Source organism: Bilifractor sp. HCP3S3_D3 (assembly GCF_052063915.1).
Classification (GTDB): domain Bacteria; phylum Bacillota; class Clostridia; order Lachnospirales; family Lachnospiraceae; genus Bilifractor.
Map to the genome: position 1 here is coordinate 1 of NZ_JBQHWP010000008.1, position 20,633 is coordinate 20,633.

16 protein-coding genes, 1 tRNA gene and 1 other RNA gene are annotated in these 20,633 nt (G+C 50.5%); all 18 read left to right on the forward strand.

All coding sequences use genetic code 11. From position 1 onward, the window contains the following. On the forward strand, window positions 1-2,359 hold a 2,359-nt coding region (locus tag ACTNDI_RS06205; protein ID WP_441099954.1), incomplete at its 5' end, for a Cna B-type domain-containing protein. A gap of 179 nt (window positions 2,360-2,538) precedes the next feature. After that, window positions 2,539-2,899, forward strand: an RNA gene (gene rnpB / locus ACTNDI_RS06210) — RNase P RNA component class A. A 257-nt stretch (window positions 2,900-3,156) separates the two neighbouring features. Next, a complete protein-coding gene (locus tag ACTNDI_RS06215) occupies window positions 3,157-3,801 on the forward strand; it encodes a Maf family protein (RefSeq protein WP_441099955.1) in 645 nt (214 codons plus the stop codon). A 93-nt stretch (window positions 3,802-3,894) separates the two neighbouring features. Beyond that, on the forward strand, window positions 3,895-4,584 hold the full coding sequence (locus ACTNDI_RS06220) for an HdeD family acid-resistance protein (protein WP_441099957.1): 690 nt from the start codon (window positions 3,895-3,897) through the stop codon (window positions 4,582-4,584). Between the two features lie 202 nt (window positions 4,585-4,786). Next, window positions 4,787-5,707, forward strand: a complete 921-nt coding sequence (gene pyrB / locus ACTNDI_RS06225; RefSeq protein ID WP_441100114.1) for an aspartate carbamoyltransferase — start codon at window positions 4,787-4,789, stop codon at window positions 5,705-5,707. Further along, window positions 5,708-6,145, forward strand: coding sequence for an aspartate carbamoyltransferase regulatory subunit (locus ACTNDI_RS06230; protein WP_441099959.1), 438 nt, complete (start codon window positions 5,708-5,710; stop codon window positions 6,143-6,145). It abuts the gene before it with no gap. 62 nt (window positions 6,146-6,207) lie between these two features. Further along, complete coding sequence (locus ACTNDI_RS06235) at window positions 6,208-7,548, forward strand: ATP-binding protein (protein ID WP_441099961.1); 1,341 nt, start codon at window positions 6,208-6,210, stop codon at window positions 7,546-7,548. A gap of 58 nt (window positions 7,549-7,606) precedes the next feature. Then, window positions 7,607-8,740 carry a prephenate dehydratase gene (gene pheA / locus ACTNDI_RS06240; protein ID WP_441099963.1) on the forward strand — a complete coding sequence of 378 codons (1,134 nt, stop codon included), beginning with the start codon at window positions 7,607-7,609 and terminating at the stop codon, window positions 8,738-8,740. 165 nt (window positions 8,741-8,905) lie between these two features. Beyond that, the gene (locus ACTNDI_RS06245; RefSeq protein WP_441099964.1) at window positions 8,906-10,453 is read left to right on the forward strand and encodes a Ppx/GppA phosphatase family protein; all 1,548 of its coding nucleotides are present in this window, start codon (window positions 8,906-8,908) and stop codon (window positions 10,451-10,453) included. Between the two features lie 256 nt (window positions 10,454-10,709). After that, window positions 10,710-12,866, forward strand: coding sequence for an RNA degradosome polyphosphate kinase (locus ACTNDI_RS06250; RefSeq protein ID WP_441099965.1), 2,157 nt, complete (start codon window positions 10,710-10,712; stop codon window positions 12,864-12,866). A gap of 414 nt (window positions 12,867-13,280) precedes the next feature. Beyond that, window positions 13,281-13,781, forward strand: a complete 501-nt coding sequence (gene ilvN, locus ACTNDI_RS06255; RefSeq protein ID WP_441099966.1) for an acetolactate synthase small subunit — start codon at window positions 13,281-13,283, stop codon at window positions 13,779-13,781. A 239-nt stretch (window positions 13,782-14,020) separates the two neighbouring features. Next, window positions 14,021-15,040: a ketol-acid reductoisomerase gene (gene ilvC / locus ACTNDI_RS06260; protein WP_441099967.1), complete on the forward strand. Its 1,020-nt coding sequence runs from the start codon at window positions 14,021-14,023 to the stop codon at window positions 15,038-15,040. Window positions 15,041-15,449: 409 nt separating this feature from the next. Continuing rightward, window positions 15,450-16,715: a 3-isopropylmalate dehydratase large subunit gene (gene leuC / locus ACTNDI_RS06265; protein ID WP_441099968.1), complete on the forward strand. Its 1,266-nt coding sequence runs from the start codon at window positions 15,450-15,452 to the stop codon at window positions 16,713-16,715. Window positions 16,716-16,727: 12 nt separating this feature from the next. Beyond that, window positions 16,728-17,216 carry a 3-isopropylmalate dehydratase small subunit gene (leuD, locus tag ACTNDI_RS06270; RefSeq protein ID WP_441099969.1) on the forward strand — a complete coding sequence of 163 codons (489 nt, stop codon included), beginning with the start codon at window positions 16,728-16,730 and terminating at the stop codon, window positions 17,214-17,216. A 245-nt stretch (window positions 17,217-17,461) separates the two neighbouring features. Beyond that, window positions 17,462-17,536: transfer RNA gene (locus ACTNDI_RS06275), tRNA-Pro, on the forward strand. 282 nt (window positions 17,537-17,818) lie between these two features. Next, complete coding sequence (locus ACTNDI_RS06280; RefSeq protein WP_441099971.1) at window positions 17,819-18,556, forward strand: YdcF family protein; 738 nt, start codon at window positions 17,819-17,821, stop codon at window positions 18,554-18,556. 320 nt (window positions 18,557-18,876) lie between these two features. Further along, window positions 18,877-19,521: a recombinase family protein gene (locus tag ACTNDI_RS06285; RefSeq protein WP_441099973.1), complete on the forward strand. Its 645-nt coding sequence runs from the start codon at window positions 18,877-18,879 to the stop codon at window positions 19,519-19,521. Between the two features lie 662 nt (window positions 19,522-20,183). Continuing rightward, entirely contained in the window at window positions 20,184-20,543 is a 360-nt protein-coding gene (locus tag ACTNDI_RS06290; protein WP_441099974.1) for a hypothetical protein, read from the forward strand. The last annotated feature ends 90 nt before the right edge of the window (window positions 20,544-20,633 follow it).

Consider the following 20,633-nt stretch of genomic DNA (forward strand, 5'->3'; position numbering starts at 1 on the left):
GATGTATAAAAATGGCGGAACAAAGATCGCGTATACAGTTAAAGAAGTGTCAGATCTTCCGAGTGGTTATACATCTTCTGTCACAGGAAGTGCCGAGGGCGGTTACGTGATTACGAACAGCTACACGCCGGAGAAGACTACGATTTCCGGGACAAAGACCTGGGACGATAATAACAATCAGGACGGCAAGCGTCCGGGCAGTATCACGGTGAAACTGCTGGCGGACGGAACAAAGGCTGCTGAGAAGACAGTGACGGCAGAAGATGGCTGGAAGTACTCATTTGAGGATCTCCCGGTTTACAAGAATGGTCAGAAGATTAAGTATTCTATTGCTGAGAGTGCGGTTAAGAATTATTCGACTACCATCGAAGGATACAATATCACGAACAGTTATACACCGGAAAAGACCAGTCTGAGCGTTCTGAAGAGATGGAATGACACTGAGAATCAGGACGGCAAACGCCCGAACTCAGTTAATGTGCAGCTCTATGCGGACGGCGAGGCGAGCGGTAAAACGGTGACCCTGACGAAGTCAAACAACTGGCTTTACACGTGGACCGAACTTCCGATGTATAAAAATGGCGGAACAAAGATCGCGTATACAGTTAAAGAAGTGTCAGATCTTCCGAGTGGTTATACATCTTCTGTCACAGGAAGTGCCGAGGGCGGTTACGTGATCACGAACAGCTATACGCCGGAGAAGACAACGATTTCCGGGACGAAGACCTGGGACGATAATAACAATCAGGACGGCAAGCGTCCGAACAGTATCACGGTGAAATTGCTGGCGGACGGAGACAAGGTTGCTGAGAAGACAGTGACGGCAAAAGATGGCTGGAAGTACTCATTTGAGGATCTCCCGGTTTACAAGAATGGTCAGAAGATTACGTATACTATTGCTGAGAGCGCTGTTGAGAATTATTCGACTACAATCAACGGATTCGATATCACGAACAGTTACACACCGGAGAAGACCAGTCTGAGCGTTCTGAAGAGATGGTATGACACTGAGAATCAGGACGGCAAACGCCCAAACTCGGTTACTGTTCAGCTCTATGCGGATGGCAAGACGAGCGGTGAACCGGTTACCCTGACAGAATCAAGCGGCTGGCTTTACACGTGGACCGAACTTCCGATGTATAAAAATGGCGGAACAAAGATCGCGTATACAGTTAAAGAAGTGTCAGAGCTTCCGAGTGGTTATACATCTTCTGTCACAGGAAGTGCCGAGGGCGGTTACGTGATCACGAACAGCTATACGCCGGAGAAGACAACGATTTCCGGGACGAAGACCTGGGACGATAACAACGATCAGGATGGGAAGCGTCCGGATAGTATCACGGTGAAACTGCTGGCGGACGGAGACAAGGTTGCTGAGAAGACAGTGAAAGCGGAAGATGGCTGGAAGTATTCATTTGAGGATCTCCCGGTTTATAAGAATGGTCAGAAGATTACGTATGCTATTGCTGAGAGCGCTGTTGAGAATTATTCGACTACAATCAACGGATTCGATATCACGAACAGTTATACACCGGAGAAGACCAGTCTGAGCGTTTTGAAGAGATGGTATGACAGTGAGAATCAGGACGGCAAACGCCCGAACTCGGTTACTGTTCAGCTCTATGCGGATGGCGAGGCGAGCGGTAAACCGGTGACCCTGACGGAATCAGGCAACTGGCTTTACACTTGGACCGGACTTCCTATGTATGAGGACGGAGGAACAAAAATTCAATATACAGTTCAGGAAACTTCTAAACTTCCGGATGGTTATACATCTTCTGTAACGGGAAGCGCTGAAGGTGGTTACGTGATCACAAATTCGTATACACCGCCAACGGATCCGACAGAAACGCCAACTCCGCCAACGGATCCGACAGAAACGCCAACTCCGTCAACGGATCCGACGGAAACGCCAACTCCGTCAACGACACCGACGGAAACACCAACTCCGTCAACGACACCGACGGAAACACCTGCGCCGTCAACGACACCGACGGAAGCACCAACTCCGTCAACGACACCGACGGAAACACCTGCGCCGTCAACGGATCCGACAGAAACGCCAACTCCGTCAACGACACCGACAGCGACATCTACGCCGTCAACGACACCGACAGTAACACCTGCATCGACAGTATTGTTAACTCCCTCGAATACACCTGGTGCTCCATCAGTGTCGACAATGCCGGGAAGCAGAGATAATAACTCTAAGGGATCTGCAGGAACAGGGAAAACCGGTGGAGTTTTAACTGGTGACAACTCGAATACCCGTATTTGGAAGGTTTCACTCACTGCATCAGCAATCCTTCTTGTGATCCTTCTGTTCATGACCGTACGAAGCAGAAGAAAACCCAGATGAACAGCAGAAGCTTGAATGAAAAGGGAAGGGGAAACCTATTGTTAAGCAGAAGCCTGAAAACCTTAGAATAAGAATGCTCAAAATATACGGAATTATAATACAGGCTCAAATTATATTATGGATTGTTAAAAATCCGTGTATATTTCGGAAGTTTGTGGTAAGATAATCAAGATTGGCTGCAAGTAGGACATACGGTCGCGGCCGGCGGGCCGAAAGGTGCCGGCTGAGGAAAGTCCGGGCTTCACAGGGCAGGGTGTCGGATAACGTCCGGCGAGGGTGACCTCAGGGAAAGTGCAACAGAGATATACCGCCCATGGCTCCGTAAGGATACAAGGGCAAGGGTGAAAAGGCAGTGTAAGAGACTACCGATCCCCTGGTGACAGGGGATGCCATGTAAACCCCATCCGAAGCAAGACCGAACAGAAGGCAATGTGGCTGCCCGTCACGTCTTCAGGTAGGTCGCTTGAGCCTGCCGGCAACGGCAGGACACAGATAGATGACCGTACGCGACATAACCCGGCTTATCGTCCTGCTTGCAGTCAATTGTGGTTGAGATTTCAGAGGCTTTGTTTCATAATGGATGAAGAATAGTGAGAGATGATCACACTATTTTTTATCCATAGAAACAAAGTCTTTTTTATTTTCAGAGAGACTTTTGTTTTTTTAATTCATGGAAACAAGGCTTTTTTATTTTCAGAGATTTTTTGCTGTTTTTGAATTGGCGGCTGATTTTGAATCCATGGAAACAATGCCTTTTTCCAGAGCGTGTTTTTGTGAGAATTGAAGTGAGGGATGAAATGAGGGAAAATGATATCAGATCAGAGAGTAAGGGAGTTATGCCCCGGATTATCCTTGCCTCAGGATCTCCGCGGCGCCTGGAACTGATGCATCAGGCGGGCTTTTCGGTCGAGGTGATTCCGAGCCACGCGGACGAGAAGGTAAGCAGCGGAACGCCGGACGAGGTGGTGCGCTGTCTCTCAAGACGAAAGGCAGAGGATGTCGCCGGCGAAATACTAAATCCCGACAAATCACAACTGTCTGCATGTATCATACTTGGCGCCGATACGATTGTGGCGCGTGACGCGGATATCCTCGGGAAGCCGTCGAGTCCGGAGGAGGCAGTGGAGACGCTGCGAAGTCTCTCCGGTAGAAGCCACGACGTTTATACAGGCGTCACTCTTGTGAAGGTGGAGAAGGGTGAAATACAGCGAGAGGAAACCTTTTCCGTGCGGACCAGAGTATATGTCTGTGAGCTCACAGACAGAGAAATCCGGGAATATGTCGAGACGGGGGATCCGATGGACAAGGCAGGCAGCTATGGGATCCAGGGCATTTTCGCCAGGTATATAGAAAAAATTGAAGGCGATTATTATAATGTGGTTGGACTTCCCGTTTCAGCCGTCTACCATAAGCTTGAAGAGTGGGGCATTTCGCGGGAATAATATCAGCGCGATGTTTCAGGTTTTGTGACGCGGCATAGTGCAGACGGAAATTGAACTTAAAACGCACATTTGATACTGCAGGAGGAAGAAAACATGTTCAGGAACCTTGGAGAAAATATCAAGAAGAAGCTGCTCGCGGTCAATATCTGGTCGCTGATTCTGCTCATCGTCGGAATTTTTCTGCTGGTGCGGCCGGAGAGCACGCTGTTTGTGATCTGCAGACTGCTTGGCGTGGCGATGATCGTGATCGGAGCGCTGCTGATCGCCAGCTATATCAATATGCGCGGTGAACCTGTGGCGGCTGGCGCACTGGCCGGCGGTGTCATCCTTGCGGCTTTCGGAATTTTTATTGTGGCGAGACCGGATGTGATTGCTGCCTTTGCTGGAATTCTATTTGCCGTGATCCTGATTTCGTATGCCTGCGGTCAGTTTGTGGAGATGAGCACGCTCCGGACCTTTCATGACGACAGATGGTATCTCTGTCTGATCGGCGGAATCGTGACGCTTATTCTCGGTGTGGTATTCCTGTTCCATCCGATGCGGCTGACCTCCGTACTGGTTCAGGTTGCCGGGGCGGCGATGATTTACGCGGCGATCTGCGGCTTCGTCTTTCATAAGCGTGCCGCGGATTTTGCCTCCAGAGTGCACGACGCGGCGGAGGAGTTCCGCCGTGCGGAGGACGAATTTGAGGATGAGATGACCGGGCGCCCGCATTATGACGAGAATGGTCAGGAAATCATCGACGGGACAGCGACGGAGGAAGACGTCGATGATCGGAAGTAAGAACAACCCGCAGCGTTTTTCCCCGGAATGGGGAGAAGCGACTGCGGGTTTTTGCTCCGTGTCCCTTGATTCTGCCTATGCATTTGCGGTAAAATAACTCGAATGCAATCCGCAGCTTATCAGGCTGTGGTGCCATAGTAGCCATTGTCATTTATTTAGCTTACGTTTAAGGAGGCTTATAATGCACAGACAGTTGAAGAATCTGAGACATGTCATGTCACCGCTGGATCTTTCTGTTGAGGAGCTCGAGCATATCATGAAGCTCGCGGCGGATATGGAGAAGAATCCGGAGAAGTACGCGCATGTCTGCGATGGTATGAAGCTGGCGACTCTTTTCTACGAGCCCAGCACGCGAACAAGGCTCAGTTTTGAGACGGCCATGCTGAATATGGGCGGAAACGTCATCGGATTTCACTCGGGCAATACCAGTTCCGCTACAAAGGGAGAGAGCGTGGCGGATACCATCCGCGTTGTAAGCTGTTTTGCAGATATCTGCGCGATGCGTCATCCGAAGGAGGGGGCTCCCATGGTGGCCGCGGCCAAGTCCTCGATTCCGGTCATCAATGCCGGCGACGGAGGCCATCAGCACCCGACGCAGACGCTCGCGGATCTCATGACGATTCGCCAGACCAAGGGAAGACTTGGCAACATGACTGTCGGCATCTGCGGCGACCTGAAATTCGGCCGCACCGTCCATTCGCTGATCAGCGCTCTGGTGCGTTATCCCGGCATCCGCTTTGTGCTGATCTCGCCGGAGGAGCTGAAGCTTCCGTCGTATGTCAAGGAGGAACATCTGGATCCGAACCACATTGAATATAAGGAAGTGATCCGACTGGAGGATGCGCTTCCGGAGCTCGATATCCTCTACATGACCCGGGTGCAGAAGGAGCGTTTCTTTAACGAGGACGACTACATCCGCATGAAGGATTTCTACATCCTGAATGAGGAAAAAATGAAGCTCGCGCCGAAGGATATGTATGTGCTTCATCCGCTTCCGCGTGTGAATGAGATCTCGGTCGATGTCGATGACGACCCGAGAGCCGCTTATTTCAAACAGGTGTACTGGGGCATGTATATGAGAATGGCACTGATGTTCACGCTTCTTGAGCTGGAGGTAAAATAAATGCTGAATGTAGGTTCTATCGAGCAGGGATTTGTACTGGATCACATCAAAGCCGGCAAGGCGATGACCATCTATCATGACCTGAGACTGGATCAGCTGGACTGCTGTGTCGCGATGATCATGAATGCCAGAAGCAGTAAGATGGGCAGAAAAGACATCATCAAGGTGGAGTGCCCCGTTGATCAGCTGGATCTGAACATTGTCGGATTCATCGATCCGAACATCACCATCAATGTCATTGAGCATGGAGAGATCGTCGAGAAGAAGGCACTCGGTCTTCCGAAGGAGATCCGCAACGTCATCAAATGCAAGAACCCCAGATGCATCACATCCATCGAACAGGGGCTGGATCAGGTGTTCATCCTGACGGATCCGGAGCATGCGGTATACCGCTGCAAGTACTGCGAGGAGAAGTATCACGGACATCGGAGAGACTGATAGTAAAGAGCGCTTTCCGAAGACAGCAGTTGAGAACGGAAGATTATTCTGGGGAGGAGACTATGGACCACATTATTTCAAAATTACTGATATATGGAAGCATCCCGGAGGATTGTATTCTCGCGCAGATGGGTGATATCTGCCGGAACGCGCGGGAGAAAACGCAGTCGAAGGATGTGCTTCGCACACGCTGCTTTCATGAGGTGAAGAGGATTCTCAATATCGCGACGGACTACGCTTTTGACAAGAACCTCTGGCACAATTATCTGACCTTCCGGCTGATCACGGATGAGAACTCCTTCAGTCTGACCTGTGAGAAGGTCGGCGCAAGCGACGGAAGCGTTAATTATTTTGCGAGAAATGACTTCAAGGCTTATAAGGAACTCTTCGATTATGATTTCAGCTGGCTGGAAGAGGAGCTCGGTATTGACTGCTTCTCGAGAATTCTGGACTACAAGGCCATCGTAAAGCCGGAATTGATGTACAACAAGAACGTCAGCGAAAAGGTCAGGACGCTCAGTGAGAAGCTGGAGCAGGCCGGGGACGAAAATGAGTTCTTTGACGCGGTGACCGGATTTTACCGGGATTACGGAGTCGGAATGTTCGGCCTGAACAAGGCGTTCCGCATTGCTTCCGATGAGAACAACGATGTTACCTTCCACGCCATCAACAACATGGAGAAGGTGATGCTGGATGATCTGATCGGCTATGAGATCCAGAAGAAGAAGCTGGTGGACAACACGAAGGCCTTCGTAGAGGGAAGAAAAGCAAACAACTGCCTGCTCTACGGCGATTCCGGGACCGGAAAATCCACCTGTATCAAGGCAATTGTCAATGAGTTCTATCCGGACGGTCTGCGCATGATCGAGATTTACAAGCATCAGTTCAAGGATCTGTCGAATGTGATCGCGAAGATCAAGAACCGGAACTACAAGTTCATCATCTACATGGATGATCTGTCCTTCGAGGAATTCGAGATCGAGTACAAATTCCTGAAGGCAGTCATCGAGGGCGGCGTCGAGACAAAACCGGCAAATGTTCTGATCTACGCGACATCGAACCGGAGACATCTGATCAAGGAAACCTGGAGTGACCGCGATGATGTCGTAAACGACAACGGTATCCACAAGTCGGATACCATGGAGGAAAAGCTGTCGCTGGTTCACCGCTTCGGTGTCACCATCGGATTCACAAAACCGGGTCAGCAGGATTTCTTCAAGATTGTCATCGGCCTGGCGAGAAGGAACGGCATCAGGCTGTCGGACGAAGAGCTGAAGGCCGGCGCCAACAAGTGGGAACTCACCCATGGCGGAATCTCCGGTAGAACCGCACAGCAGTACATCAATTATCTGCTGGGGGATCCGGAAATTGAGAAAGAGGCAATACAGCAGGCGCATATCTGACGATCGGATAAATCGAATCAGAATATTTTGACTAAGAACAAACGGGAGAATTATCAGCATGTCAGAACTGGATCATTATCGCGAGGAAATCGACAAGACGGACAAGGAGATTGTCCGCCTCTTTGAGGAGCGCATGAAGCTTGTGGAAGGCGTCGCGGACTACAAGATCAAGAGCGGAAAGGAAGTCTTTGACGGTAAGAGAGAACAGGAAAAACTGCAAAATCTGTCCGGTCTGGCTCATTCGGAATTCAACAGGAGGGGTGTGCGGGAACTTTTCGAGCAGCTGATGGCAATCAGCCGGAAACGTCAGTATCAGCTTCTGACTGAGAACGGGATTACCCTTCCGGCGGATTACGCGCTGATGGATCATCTGTATTTTCACAATGCCCGGGTTGTCTTTCAGGGTGTCTACGGAGCGTACAGCTTCGAGGCGATGAAGGAATTCTTTGATGATACGATCGAGAGCACCCATGTAAAAACCTGGAAAGAGGCGATGGAGCTTGTGACAAACGGAGAGGCGGATTTCGCGGTGCTGCCGATCGAGAACTCGACGGCAGGAAGTGTATCGGACATCTATGATCTTCTCCTGGAATACAACAACTATATTGTCGGAGAGCAGGTGCTGAAGATCGATCATATGCTGATGGGACTTCCCGGAGCAACGATCGATGACATCGACGTTGTCTATTCGCACCCGCAGGGACTTGCGCAGTGCAGGGAGTATCTGCAGAGCGAGCACCCGGACTGGAAGCAGCAGAATGTGCTGAACACCGCGATGGCAGCCGAGAAGGTGGCCCGCGAGGGACTGAAGAACCAGGCAGCCATCGCCAGCCGTTCCGCGGCAGAGTATTTCGGCCTTCAGATCCTGAAGGAAGGGGGGCTCTCGAAGGAGAAGAACTCCACCCGATTCATCATCATCTCTCACAGCCGCCGCTTTGTCCGTACTGCGCAGAAGATGAGCGTATGCTTCGGCGTACCGCACGCCTGCGGAACCCTTTACAACATGCTTTCCCATTTCATCTACAACGGACTGAACATGTACAAGATCGAATCCCGGCCGATTCCGGAGAAGCCCTTTGAATACCGATTCTTCATCGACTTTGAAGGAAACCTCAGCGATCCCGCGGTAAAGAACGCACTCCGCGGGCTCGAAGCCGAAGCAGTCGGACTTCGCCTCCTCGGAAACTACTGACTGCGATTTCGAAGGCAACAGGTCTGAGCATGGAGAGACGCGAAAGCGGCAAATTAAAATTGTTACACAGAGTTAACAGGAATTTAGAATACAAAATATGTCCATTCCGGCAGATATTGCCTATACTGTAACAGGTTTATTCTAGTCATTTGGGGGTCATATAAAATGGCATTTTTAACATTCGGCGCAATCCACATCGGAAGCTATGAGGTTTCTCTTGAGATTTTTGAAATCTCCAGGAAGAACGGCATTCACTGTATTGATAAGGTCGCGCACAAGATTGAGCTTGGCCATGATTCTTTTTCCACCGGAAGAATCGGTTTTGCAATGGTCGATGAGCTCTGTGATGTCCTGACGGATTTTCGGAAGATCATGGACACCTACAAGGTGGATGGCTACAGTGCGATCGCGACGAGTGCGATTCGAGAGGCGGAAAATGATCTGTTCATTCTGGGCAAGATCCGTCAGACGACAGGACTGAATGTCCGGATTCTGAGCAACTCGGAGCAGCGGTTTTTAAGCTACAAGGCGATTGCCTCCATTGCGGGATGCTTCGAGGACATGATCCGCGAGGGAACCGCTGTCGTCGATCTGGATGGAGGAAGTATTCAGATCTCGATTTTTAACAAATCCGAGCTGATCGTCACACAGAACATGAAGATCGGAAATCTCCGTGTCCGGGAAAAACTGCAGAATGCCATGGGCAGGACAGACAATTATGAGGATCTGGTCGAGCAGCTGATTCAGCATGATCTCAATCTGTTCCGCAGCATGTATATCCGGGATCTGAAGATTGAGAACATTATTCTGAACGGCGACTTCATCACAGAGATGATTTTCCAGGATCCGAAGCACAGAGACCGCTCGACGCGCATTCTGACCAGGGATAAGTTCGAGAAGTGGTACAGGAGGATCGGCGGAAAATCGGTGGCCGACCTTGCGATGGAGAATAATATCGCAGTGGAGTACGCGTCCCTGCTCCGGCCGTCCGCAATCATCTATCACAAAATTGTGACGGATCTGGATCCCGTGAACATCTGGACGCCGGGCACGCATCTGCAGCGGGGCCTCGCCTATGAGTTCGCGGAGGCACACGATATCTTCAAGGCAAAGCATGATTTTGAGAATGACATCGTAACCTGCGCGAAGAATATCGCCATCCGCTACGCGGTCAGCGCGCCGCACATCAACAATATGGATGTAACGGCCATGAGCCTTTTTGACGCGACGCTTCCTCTGACGGGCATGACCAGCCGGGACCGGCTGATGCTCCGGGTCGCTGTCATGCTTCATGATGTCGGAAAGTTCATCGGTTTCAACCAGATCGGAGAGAATTCCAGGAACATCATCATGAGCAATGAAATCATCGGTCTCTCTCACGCGGAGCGGGAGATCATCGCTCTGTCAGCCCGGTATGTCCAGGAGGATTTTCCACAGCACGAGGATATCGTCATGGAATCCAGTCTGGATACGGAGCGGTATCTGAAGGTCGCTGCCTTTGTCGCAATCATCCGTTTGGCAAACGGACTTGACCGGAGCCACAGACAGAAGATCCTGAACATCAGCACAGAGATGAAGAAACAGAAGATTGTCATCCGCGTTGAGGTCCGCGAGAGCTTTGCCCTTGAAGAGGGCATGCTCCAGCCGGAGATTGACTTCTTCAACGAAGTATTTGGCGTCCGCCCGGTGATCAAGCTGAAACGGATCGTCTGAGCACAGGAATGTGCAGAATGTACAGCAAAGCGCAGAAAGCACAGGAATGTGCAGAATGTACAGCAAGATGCAGAAAGCGCAGCAAGGTGCAGAAAGCGCAGCGTGGGTGCATAACGCACAGCAAGGTGCAGCAAGCATAGGAATGTGCAGAATGTACAGCAGGGTGCAGAAGGCACAGGCATGGGAGACTTTGGTCAGCTGCCCACGGCCTCAAGGCGGTGGGTTTCCGCCTGTGACAATCGAAAGGAATATAGTTATGAAAATGAAAGCTGAGTACGAAGAATATGCAAAGCCGGAATATTACTGGAACAGGGAGCTTTCCTGGATCCGTTTTGATGAGCGGATTCTGCACGAGGCAAAGGACAGTACCATCCCGTTGTTTGAGAGACTGAAGTTTGAGAGCATCACCTCCTCAAACCTGGATGAATTCTTCATGGTCCGCGTAGCGTCCCTGAAGGACCAGATGCACAGCGATTACAACAAGCCGGATATCGCGGGCATGACGCCGGGAGAGCAGATCGACGCGATCCTTGACGCCACGCACGCAATGGTAAAGGATCAGTACGACAACTACAACAACGAGCTGGTTCCGAAGCTGAGAGAAGTGGGACTTCATGTGTTCAACAGTCATGAGGAGCTGACTCCGGAGCAGGCTTCGTACATTGATGATTATTTTAACGAGAATGTCTACCCGGTACTGACGCCGATGGCGATGGATTCCTCCAGACCCTTCCCGCTGATCCGGAACAAGACACTAAACATCGGAGCCTTGATCCGCAAGAAAGGAAGCGACGACGGGCGGACGCTTTTTGCCACTGTGCAGGTGCCGTCTGTTCTGCCGAGATTCATCGAGCTGCCGGAGAAGGACGCGTCTGAGCGCGCCATCATTCTGATGGACGAGATCATCGAGAGAAATATCTCCCGCCTGTTCCTCGGCTACGAGGTTGTATGCGCGCACCCTTACCGGATCATGAGAAATGCGGAGCTTGGCATCGATGAGGATGAGGCCGCAGACCTTCTGGTTGAGATTCAGAAGTCGCTCCGGAAGAGACAGTGGGGCGAGGTCATCCGTCTTGAGGTGGAAGAGGGCATCGAGGCGGAGCTTCTGCAGATCCTGAAAGAGGAGTTCCAGGTGCGGGAGCCGGATATTTTCTACATTCCGGGGCCCATCGACCTGACGTTCCTGATGAAGGTATACGGCATTGATGGATTCGATCAGTACAAGGTTCCGAAGTATACCCCGGCGGATGTGCCGGCGCTTCAGAATGATGATGATATTTTCACCAACATCCGAAAGGGCGATATATTCCTGCATCATCCCTACATGAGCTTCCAGCCGGTAGTTGATTTTGTAAAGCAGGCAGCGTCCGATCCGAATGTACTCGCCATCAAGCAGACGCTCTACCGTGTCAGCGGCCATTCCCCGATCATCGCTGCGCTCGCGCAGGCGGCGGAAAACGGCAAACAGGTGACGGCTCTGGTCGAGCTGAAGGCACGGTTCGACGAGGAGAACAACATCGTCTGGGCGCAGAAGCTGGAAAAAGCCGGCTGCCATGTCATCTACGGACTGGTCGGACTGAAGACACACAGCAAGATCACGCTGATTGTGCGGAAGGAGGAAGACGGCATCCGCAGATATGTTCATCTCGGAACCGGAAACTACAACGATTCCACCGCGAAGCTGTACACGGACTGCGGCATTTTGACCTGTGACGAGAACATCGGCGAGGATGCCACCGCGGTCTTCAATATGATTTCCGGATACTCCGAGCCGGACCGCTGGAATGATCTTATCGTTGCGCCGATCTGGATGCGTGACCGCTTCCTGCATCTGATTCGTATGGAGGAAAAACATGCGCGCGAGGGACAGCAGGCAAGAATCGTGGCGAAGATGAACTCCCTGTGCGATCCGGAAATTATCGCGGCCCTTTATAAGGCCTCCGCTGCAGGCGTACGGATCGATCTGATCGTCCGCGGAATCTGCTGTCTGAAGGTCGGGATCCCGGGCATCAGCGAGAACATCACCGTCCGCTCCATTGTCGGAAACTTCCTGGAGCACGCCAGAATCTTCTATTTCTATAATAACGGCAGCGAGGATGTCTACATGGGCAGCGCGGACTGGATGCCCCGTAACTTGGACAAACGTGTCGAGATCGTCTTCCCGCTCCTGCAGCCGGAAACGAAGAAGCAGGCAATGCACATCCTGGAGATTCAGCTTGCGGATACCGTAAAGGCCAGTATCCTCCAGCCGGACGGAACCTACAAGAAGCAGGATCTGGAAGGCAAGGAACGGATCATCGCGCAGGATTATTTCTGCCGGGAGGCAACGGAGATGGCGAAGCAGCAGAAGAACAGCGGCGACAGCCGTGTCTTCATCCCCGCGGAGCCTGTGACCGGGTCGGAGGAAGCTTAAGCTTTGTGAAAATATAACATACATCAGGGAGACAGAACCGGATCGAAAGTGAGGTCCCCTTTTGTCGGTTTGCACGCATGGCAGAGATCACATAATGAGCCGGAAGCTTTGTTGGTCGTGAATAATTGTATTCATGTTGAACATGAGCACAATTCAGCAAGACTTGTCCAGATACAGAAAATTTTTGACTTGCAGACGTACCCGGGAAAATGTATTCTAATATCGTCTTCAGGGAGCGAAAAAATTTCAAATGCATTCCTGCAGGATTTCATGACAGACAGGGAAAAATGAAGACGTCTGCAGCTGGAGAGATAATACAGACTTCAGCAAGATGAAAATCATTCAACTTGTTGACAAATGAAATTCCACATAGTAGAATACAAAGAGTTTGAAGTAATAGAGGGAATGGCAGTTATGGAAAAGCGAATTTTATCGATCCTGGTTGACAATACATCGGGAGTCCTTACGAGAATCGCGGGACTTTTCGCGAGACGCGGCTATAACATTGACAGCATCACCGCAGGTGTGACCGCGGATCCGCGGTTCACCAGAATCACAATTGTGACCAGCGGAGACGAGCTCGTTCTTGAGCAGATCAAGAACCAGGTGCAGAAGCAGGTAGATGTCAGAGACATCAAGATCCTGGACGCGGACACAAGCGTTATCCGCGAGCTGGCACTGCTGAAGCTGCGGGTCAGCGAGGCGGAGAGAGACAAGGTTCTCGCGGTTGCGAATATTTTCCGCGCGAAGATCGTAGATGTGGGACTGAATTCCATCATCATTGAGCTGACCGGATCCCAGAGCAAGCTTGAGGCATTCTTCGAGCTTACCAAGGAATACGAGACGCTGGAGCTCGCGCGTACCGGAATAACGGCACTGTCCAGAGGAATGGACGATGTCACGTATCTGGACTGAACGGCAGTACAATATCACCCGTTCGTCAGGACTGGCTGATCGGCGTGCGGTCTGGCAGCAAACGTTCCTGCAGTGTCGCTCTTTCGCAGGGACCGGAAGATTTGCTGCGGCACTTGCGGTACACCCGATAGAATCAGTTAGCTAAAGAGTTAACTCTTTAACATATATAAGCCGCTGTATACGGCAGAATAAGCCACTGTATACGGCAAAATCTAAAATTATATGGAGGAACTTGTATTATGGCATGGAAAATGTTTTATCAGGAAGATTGCGATCTGTCTCTGCTTGACGGCAAGAAAATCGCCATCATCGGTTACGGCAGCCAGGGTCATGCACATGCACTGAACCTGAAGGATTCCGGATGCGACGTCATTGTCGGCCTGTATGAGGGCAGCAAATCCTGGAAGAGAGCCGAGGAGCAGGGCTTCAAGGTTTATACAGCGGCTGAGGCTGCAAAGCAGGCAGATATCATCATGATCCTGATCAACGATGAGCTGCAGGCAGCTATGTACAAGAAAGACATCGAGCCAAACCTGAAAGAGGGAGATATGCTGATGTTCGCTCATGGCTTCAACATCCATTTCAACCAGATCATCCCGCCGAAGAATGTCGATGTCACCATGATCGCACCGAAGGCACCAGGCCATACAGTTCGTTCCGAGTACCTCAGAGGACGTGGAACTCCCTGCCTGATCGCTGTTGAGCAGGATTACACAGGACATGCACAGGATCTTGCCCTTGCATATGGCGCAGGAATCGGCGGAGCTCGTGCAGGACTTCTGGAGACCGACTTCAGAACCGAGACAGAGACTGACCTGTTCGGTGAGCAGGCTGTTCTTTGCGGCGGCGTTGTAGCTCTGATGCAGGCTGGATTCGAGACTCTGTGCGAGGCCGGATATGATCCGAGAAACGCATACTTCGAGTGCATCCATGAGATGAAGCTGATCGTAGACCTGATCTATCAGTCAGGCTTCGCAGGAATGAGATATTCCATCTCCAACACTGCTGAGTACGGCGATTACATCACCGGACCGAAGATCGTTACCGCTGAGACAAAGAAGGCAATGAAGAAAGTCCTGTCCGACATTCAGGATGGCACCTTCGCGAAGGACTTCCTGCTTGACATGAGCCCGGCAGGCGGCCAGGCACACTTCAAGGCGCTTCGTAAGCTCGCTTCCGAGCATCCGTCAGAGAAGGTCGGAGCTGAGATCCGCAAGCTGTACAGCTGGAACGATGAGGACAAGCTGATCAACAACTAATCCCCATTTCCACATATACAAAAGTATCCATATAAGCCGGGGGCTGAGAATGCCCCTGGCTTGTTTTAGTTTACGCGAACAGTAAGCCGCAGCCGAATGCGAAGTATTCGTGTGCGGCGAGCGTCGCGATAGCGAGATAAAACTCGCGCAGCGTGTTTTATCTCGTTGCCGGAATCCGCGAATTGTTGTAAAATATACAAGATCTGGCGTTATGCACAGTGTCGTGGCCGTATTTGTGATGCAGCCAGTATGGCACTGCATGATATATTGTATGGCATTGGATGATACCGTATATCGATACCCGGAACAGGATGCCGGAATAAGAGTCGGCCCGTATCTCGTTATGCAGCAGGGCGGAGCATGGCAGTTACTGCATTTTTTTACATGAATGTTTATGGAGGACAAACAGATGGGAATGACGATGACGCAGAAGATCCTCGCGCACGCAGCCGGACTGGACAGTGTAACTGCCGGTCAGCTGATTGAGGCGAAGCTGGATCTCGTACTTGGAAATGACATTACCACACCGGTAGCCATCGACGTCATGGACGGTTTCAAAAAGCAGCAGGTTTTTGACAAGGACAAGATCGCACTGGTAATGGATCATTTTATCCCGAACAAGGATATCAAATCCGCGGAGCACTGCAAGCAGGTGCGTGAATTTTCACAGAAGTATGACATCACGAATTATTTTGACGTCGGACAGATGGGCATCGAGCATGCGCTTCTTCCGGAGAAGGGACTCGTGGTTGCCGGCGACGTTGTCATCGGAGCAGATTCCCATACCTGCACCTACGGTGCGTTAGGAGCATTTTCCACCGGCGTTGGAAGCACGGACATGGCTGCGGGAATGGCCACCGGCAGGGCATGGTTCAAGGTGCCTTCCGCCATCAAGGTCGTTCTGACCGGCAGGAAAAATAAATGGATCAGCGGCAAGGATGTCATCCTTCACCTGATCGGAGAGATCGGTGTAGACGGAGCACTCTACAAGTCCCTGGAGTTCACCGGAGACGGAGTTGCGGATCTGACGATGGACGACCGTCTGACGATCTCAAATATGGCGATCGAGGCGGGCGGCAAGAACGGAATCTTCCCGGTAGACGACAAGACCATCGCGTATATGAAGGAGCATTCCACAAAGAGCTGGACTGTCTATGAAGCGGATCCGGACGCGGAGTACGAGAGAACGGTGACGATTGATCTCTCCACACTGAAGTCTACGGTTTCCTTCCCGCATCTGCCGGAGAATACCCATACCATCGATGACTGCGGAGAGATCCGGATTGATCAGAGCGTCATCGGCTCCTGTACGAACGGAAGAATTCAGGACCTTCGTGAGGCTGCGAAAATTCTGAAGGGCCGCAAGGTGGCGAAGAACATTCGCTGCATCATTATTCCGGCGACACAGGCGATTTATCTGCAGGCACTGAAGGAAGGACTGATCGAGACCTTTATTGAGGCCGGCGCTGTCGTAAGCACACCGACCTGCGGACCCTGCCTCGGCGGATACATGGGAATCCTTGCAGAGGGTGAGAGATGCATCTCCACGACAAACCGTAACTTTGTAGGACGGATGGGACACGTGAAATCTGAGGTTTACCTCGCAAGCCCGGCGGTAGCGGCGGCAAGCGCGGTCACTGGAAAGATCAGCTCTCCGGCAGAGCTCGGCTTATAAGGAGGATGTAAGATGCAGGCACAGGGAACAGTATTCAAATATGGTGACAATGTAGATACCGACGTAATCATTCCCGCCAGATATCTGAACTCTTCAGATCCGGCGGAGCTCGCGACACACTGCATGGAGGATATCGATAGGGAATTTGTGCACAAATTCCAGAAGGGCGATATCATCGTGGCGAACAAGAATTTCGGCTGCGGCTCCTCCCGTGAGCACGCGCCGCTGGCCATCAAGGCCGCAGGCGCAAGCTGCGTCATCGCCGAGACCTTTGCGCGAATTTTTTACCGCAACTCGATCAATATCGGACTGCCGATCATTGAATGTCCGGAGGCGGCAAAGGCGATCGAGAACGGAGATAAGGTGAAGGTGGATTTCGACTCCGGAAAAATCTACGACCTGACAAAGGGCACAGAGTATCAGGGACAGCCCTTCCCGCCGTTTATGCAGAAGATCATTTCCGCCGGCGGCCTCGTCAACTACATCAACGAGGAGAACTGAGGAGCAGCCGAAGGCTTCGGCTGCCGTCTGACAAAAAGTGCTGTGGGAAAATCCCGCAGCACTTTTGCGTCAGAATATTAAAGTGCACTTACTTCCAGGTCAGCAATTCCAGGTCAGCAATTGAAAAAATATTCCAGGTCAGCAATTGAAAAAATAGATTTACATTGTGTGATCTTTGCGTTATAATGATCAAGTGTTGTGAGCAAGGGTACTATGATCAATGTTCATCTACAGCATCTGATTACCGGGGTATGGCTCAGTTTGGCTAGAGCGCACGGCTGGGGGCCGTGAGGTCGCAAGTTCGAATCTTGTTACCCCGATCTGTTTGAGGATCTCCGTTTGGAGGTCCTCTTTTTTTGCGTTAACCCGTTGAAAACACAGACCGGCTGCCTGCCGCGGGGCACACGTAAGGAAATGAATGCGAATGCCAGAAGGATTGCGGGAGCGCGGAGCATAAAACAATCCGTAGCGCATACAATATATGGCGTCATGCTTCCGACTTGAAAGCACTCCGTATTAAATGCTGTGTAGCTTACACAGAATATGGTACAATTTAAAACAAACCGGAAGTCTGATATTGAGGTGAGCATGAGGTGAGGAAAGTGGGCATTTTGTTATTTATTATCGGAGCGGCTGCCATAGGTTACGGCTTTCTGATCCTTGCCGCGGCGTCGGGTACGAAATTTTTTGCGATATGGTTTCTGATCGGGGCATTTTTTATCTGGGTGGGATATATGACGAATGGGAATCACTGGCGCGCCGTTCCTCTTGCCGTCCGGATCGCTCTGGCGGTTCTGGTCACTGCCGCTGTGGTTATCGTGGCAGCAGGAACGGCATGCATCATGACTCATTTCCACGACAGGGCGCCGGACGGACTTGACGAGATTATCGTTCTCGGCGCGCAGGTCAGAGAGTCAGGGCCGAGCCGGGTGCTGAGAAGCAGGCTGAATGCAGCGGCGGCGTATCTGGCGGAGAACCCGGATACGGTATGCATCGTCAGCGGAGGGCAGGGACCGAATGAGCCCTGCACGGAAGCGGAGGCAATGAAAGAGTATCTTGTCCGGAAAGGCATCCCGGAGAACCAGATCCTGGAGGAGGACAAATCCACGACAACTGTGGAGAATCTGGAATTCAGCAGCCGGTTTCTGAACCGGAAGGAGGATTCCGTGGGAATCGTGACGAACAATTTTCATGTGTTCCGCAGCCTGAAGCTCGCGAAGAAAAACGGATACCGGAACTGCCGGGGGATTGCGGCGGGCTCCACACCGCTGTATCTTCCGAATAACATCCTCAGGGAGTGTCTCGGTATCGTGAAAGAAGTCGTGTGGGGGAACTTTTGATACAGTTTCTCTCGTTCATTTTTCCAAGTGAATAATTGCTTGCAGTATCATCGATAGCATGGTCCGTCCGTATATATAAGGCGTTCCTGAAACTACTATATGGTGTGTTCTGTTATTGAACACATTCAACAAGGTGGTTTCAGGGACGCTTTTCTTTTTGGGGTGAGGGCATCGGTTTTCTGCTTCACACATTTGCAGGGCGTTAATGTGATGAGAGCGATTGCTGGCAATGATATTACGAGAGCCAATGATATTTTCAGGATTCATAATCAAGATAATTTTGGATATAATTTTGGATAATTATTTGGAGGGCAGTATCGTTGAGCGACAGAACCAATCGAAAATTTGGATACGCACGGGTTTCAAGCAAAGACCAGAATCTGGCCAGGCAGATTTCGGCATTGAAAGAGGCAGGAATCGAGGAAAATTATATCTATAGCGATAAGTGGTCGGGGAAGGATTTCGACAGGCCGAGTTATAAAAAACTGATTTGCGACATCCATGAAAAAGATGAGCTGTATATAAAGTCCATAGACCGTCTGGGCCGAAATTATGATGAGATACTCGAGCAATGGCGGTATTTAACGAAGGTCAAGAAGATCAATATTATTGTTCTGGATTTTCCGCTTCTGGATACGAGATGTTCTGCAGGAGGTGTTACCGGAGAATTTATTGCCGACCTTGTGCTGCAGATTCTTTCATATGTTGCACAGGTTGAGAGAGAGAATATTCATCAGCGGCAGATGGAGGGGATCAGGGAAGCCAGAAAAAGAGGCGTACATCTGGGGAGACCGTCCATTCCGATACCGGAGGGATTTTATGCGGTAGCAGACAAGGTCAGAAAACAAAAAATGAGTCTCCGGGAGGGGGCAAAAGTACTTGGCGTGAGTCATACAACGTTGAAAAAATGGATAAAAGAACAGGAAAACATCGATAATAATAACGAATACTATAGAACTTGTTAAAAAACGTAGACTTTATTTTTCGGCTGTGTTAGAATGAAAAAAGTAAAAAAATAGGAAACTAATGCCTGTAAAAGCTCATTAGTTTCCCGATTCTGCGTTGTTAAAAAAAGTCTGCTTTTATGGTCAGCGTTCTGATATTCAAAAGAACCCTTAGGTGCAGATGCAAGGGGATGAGGCGAGTGGCTGGATACGAGAAGATTCTTGGAAAGAAATTCGGGCGGCTTACGGTAATAGGTACTTTTTGTTCAGAAAAAGGGTATCGGATGTGTCGCTGTCATTGCGATTGTGGAAGGGATACAACCGTCTATTACAACAATCTCATCAGTGGAAGAACGAAAAGCTGCGGCTGTCTGATGAAACAGAACAGGATGAAGCATAAAGATTTAACTGGCAGACAATTCGGACAGATTCTGGCTCTTCGGCCGACAGAAAAGAGGAGCAAGGATGGGTCAATTATCTGGATGTGTCAATGTGGGTGCGGCAGAAAATTTGAGATAAATGGAAGATATCTGATACGAGGATATCGTCGTGACTGTGGATGCGGATGCGGCACAGATCCGAACAAAAAACGGGAAGGACACTTCATTGATTTAAGCAATCGAAAATTTGGCGAATTGACAGTCTTATACCAGACAAGCCAAAGGGATCCAAAGGGCTGTATTATGTGGCACTGCCGTTGTTCCTGCGGAAAAGAAAAGGATTATTCTGCCGGGGAACTGCTTAGCGGCAGTATTGTCAGCTGCGGACACATCCGTATAGAAAATGGGAAAAAGCTCCACGAAAGATTACATTATGCCGAAAACAGCTGCATCGAATTTCTGAAAAGAAAAAAGCGTGTGGACAACACGACCGGTCATACCGGTGTATACCGAACCAAACATGGAACCTACATGGCAAGTATAACGCTGAATAAGGTACGGCATTACTTAGGGACATATCCGAGCCTGGAACAGGCAGTAGAAGCTCGACAGGAGGGGGTGGAGAAATATCACAAACCATTTCTAGAAAAATACACCAATTAATCATAGGCAGAAGTCTCAGTGGATGCCCCGGAAACCTTATATTTCCAAGGACAGAAGATTTTGCCGGTAAATGTGAAATGAGAGGGGATA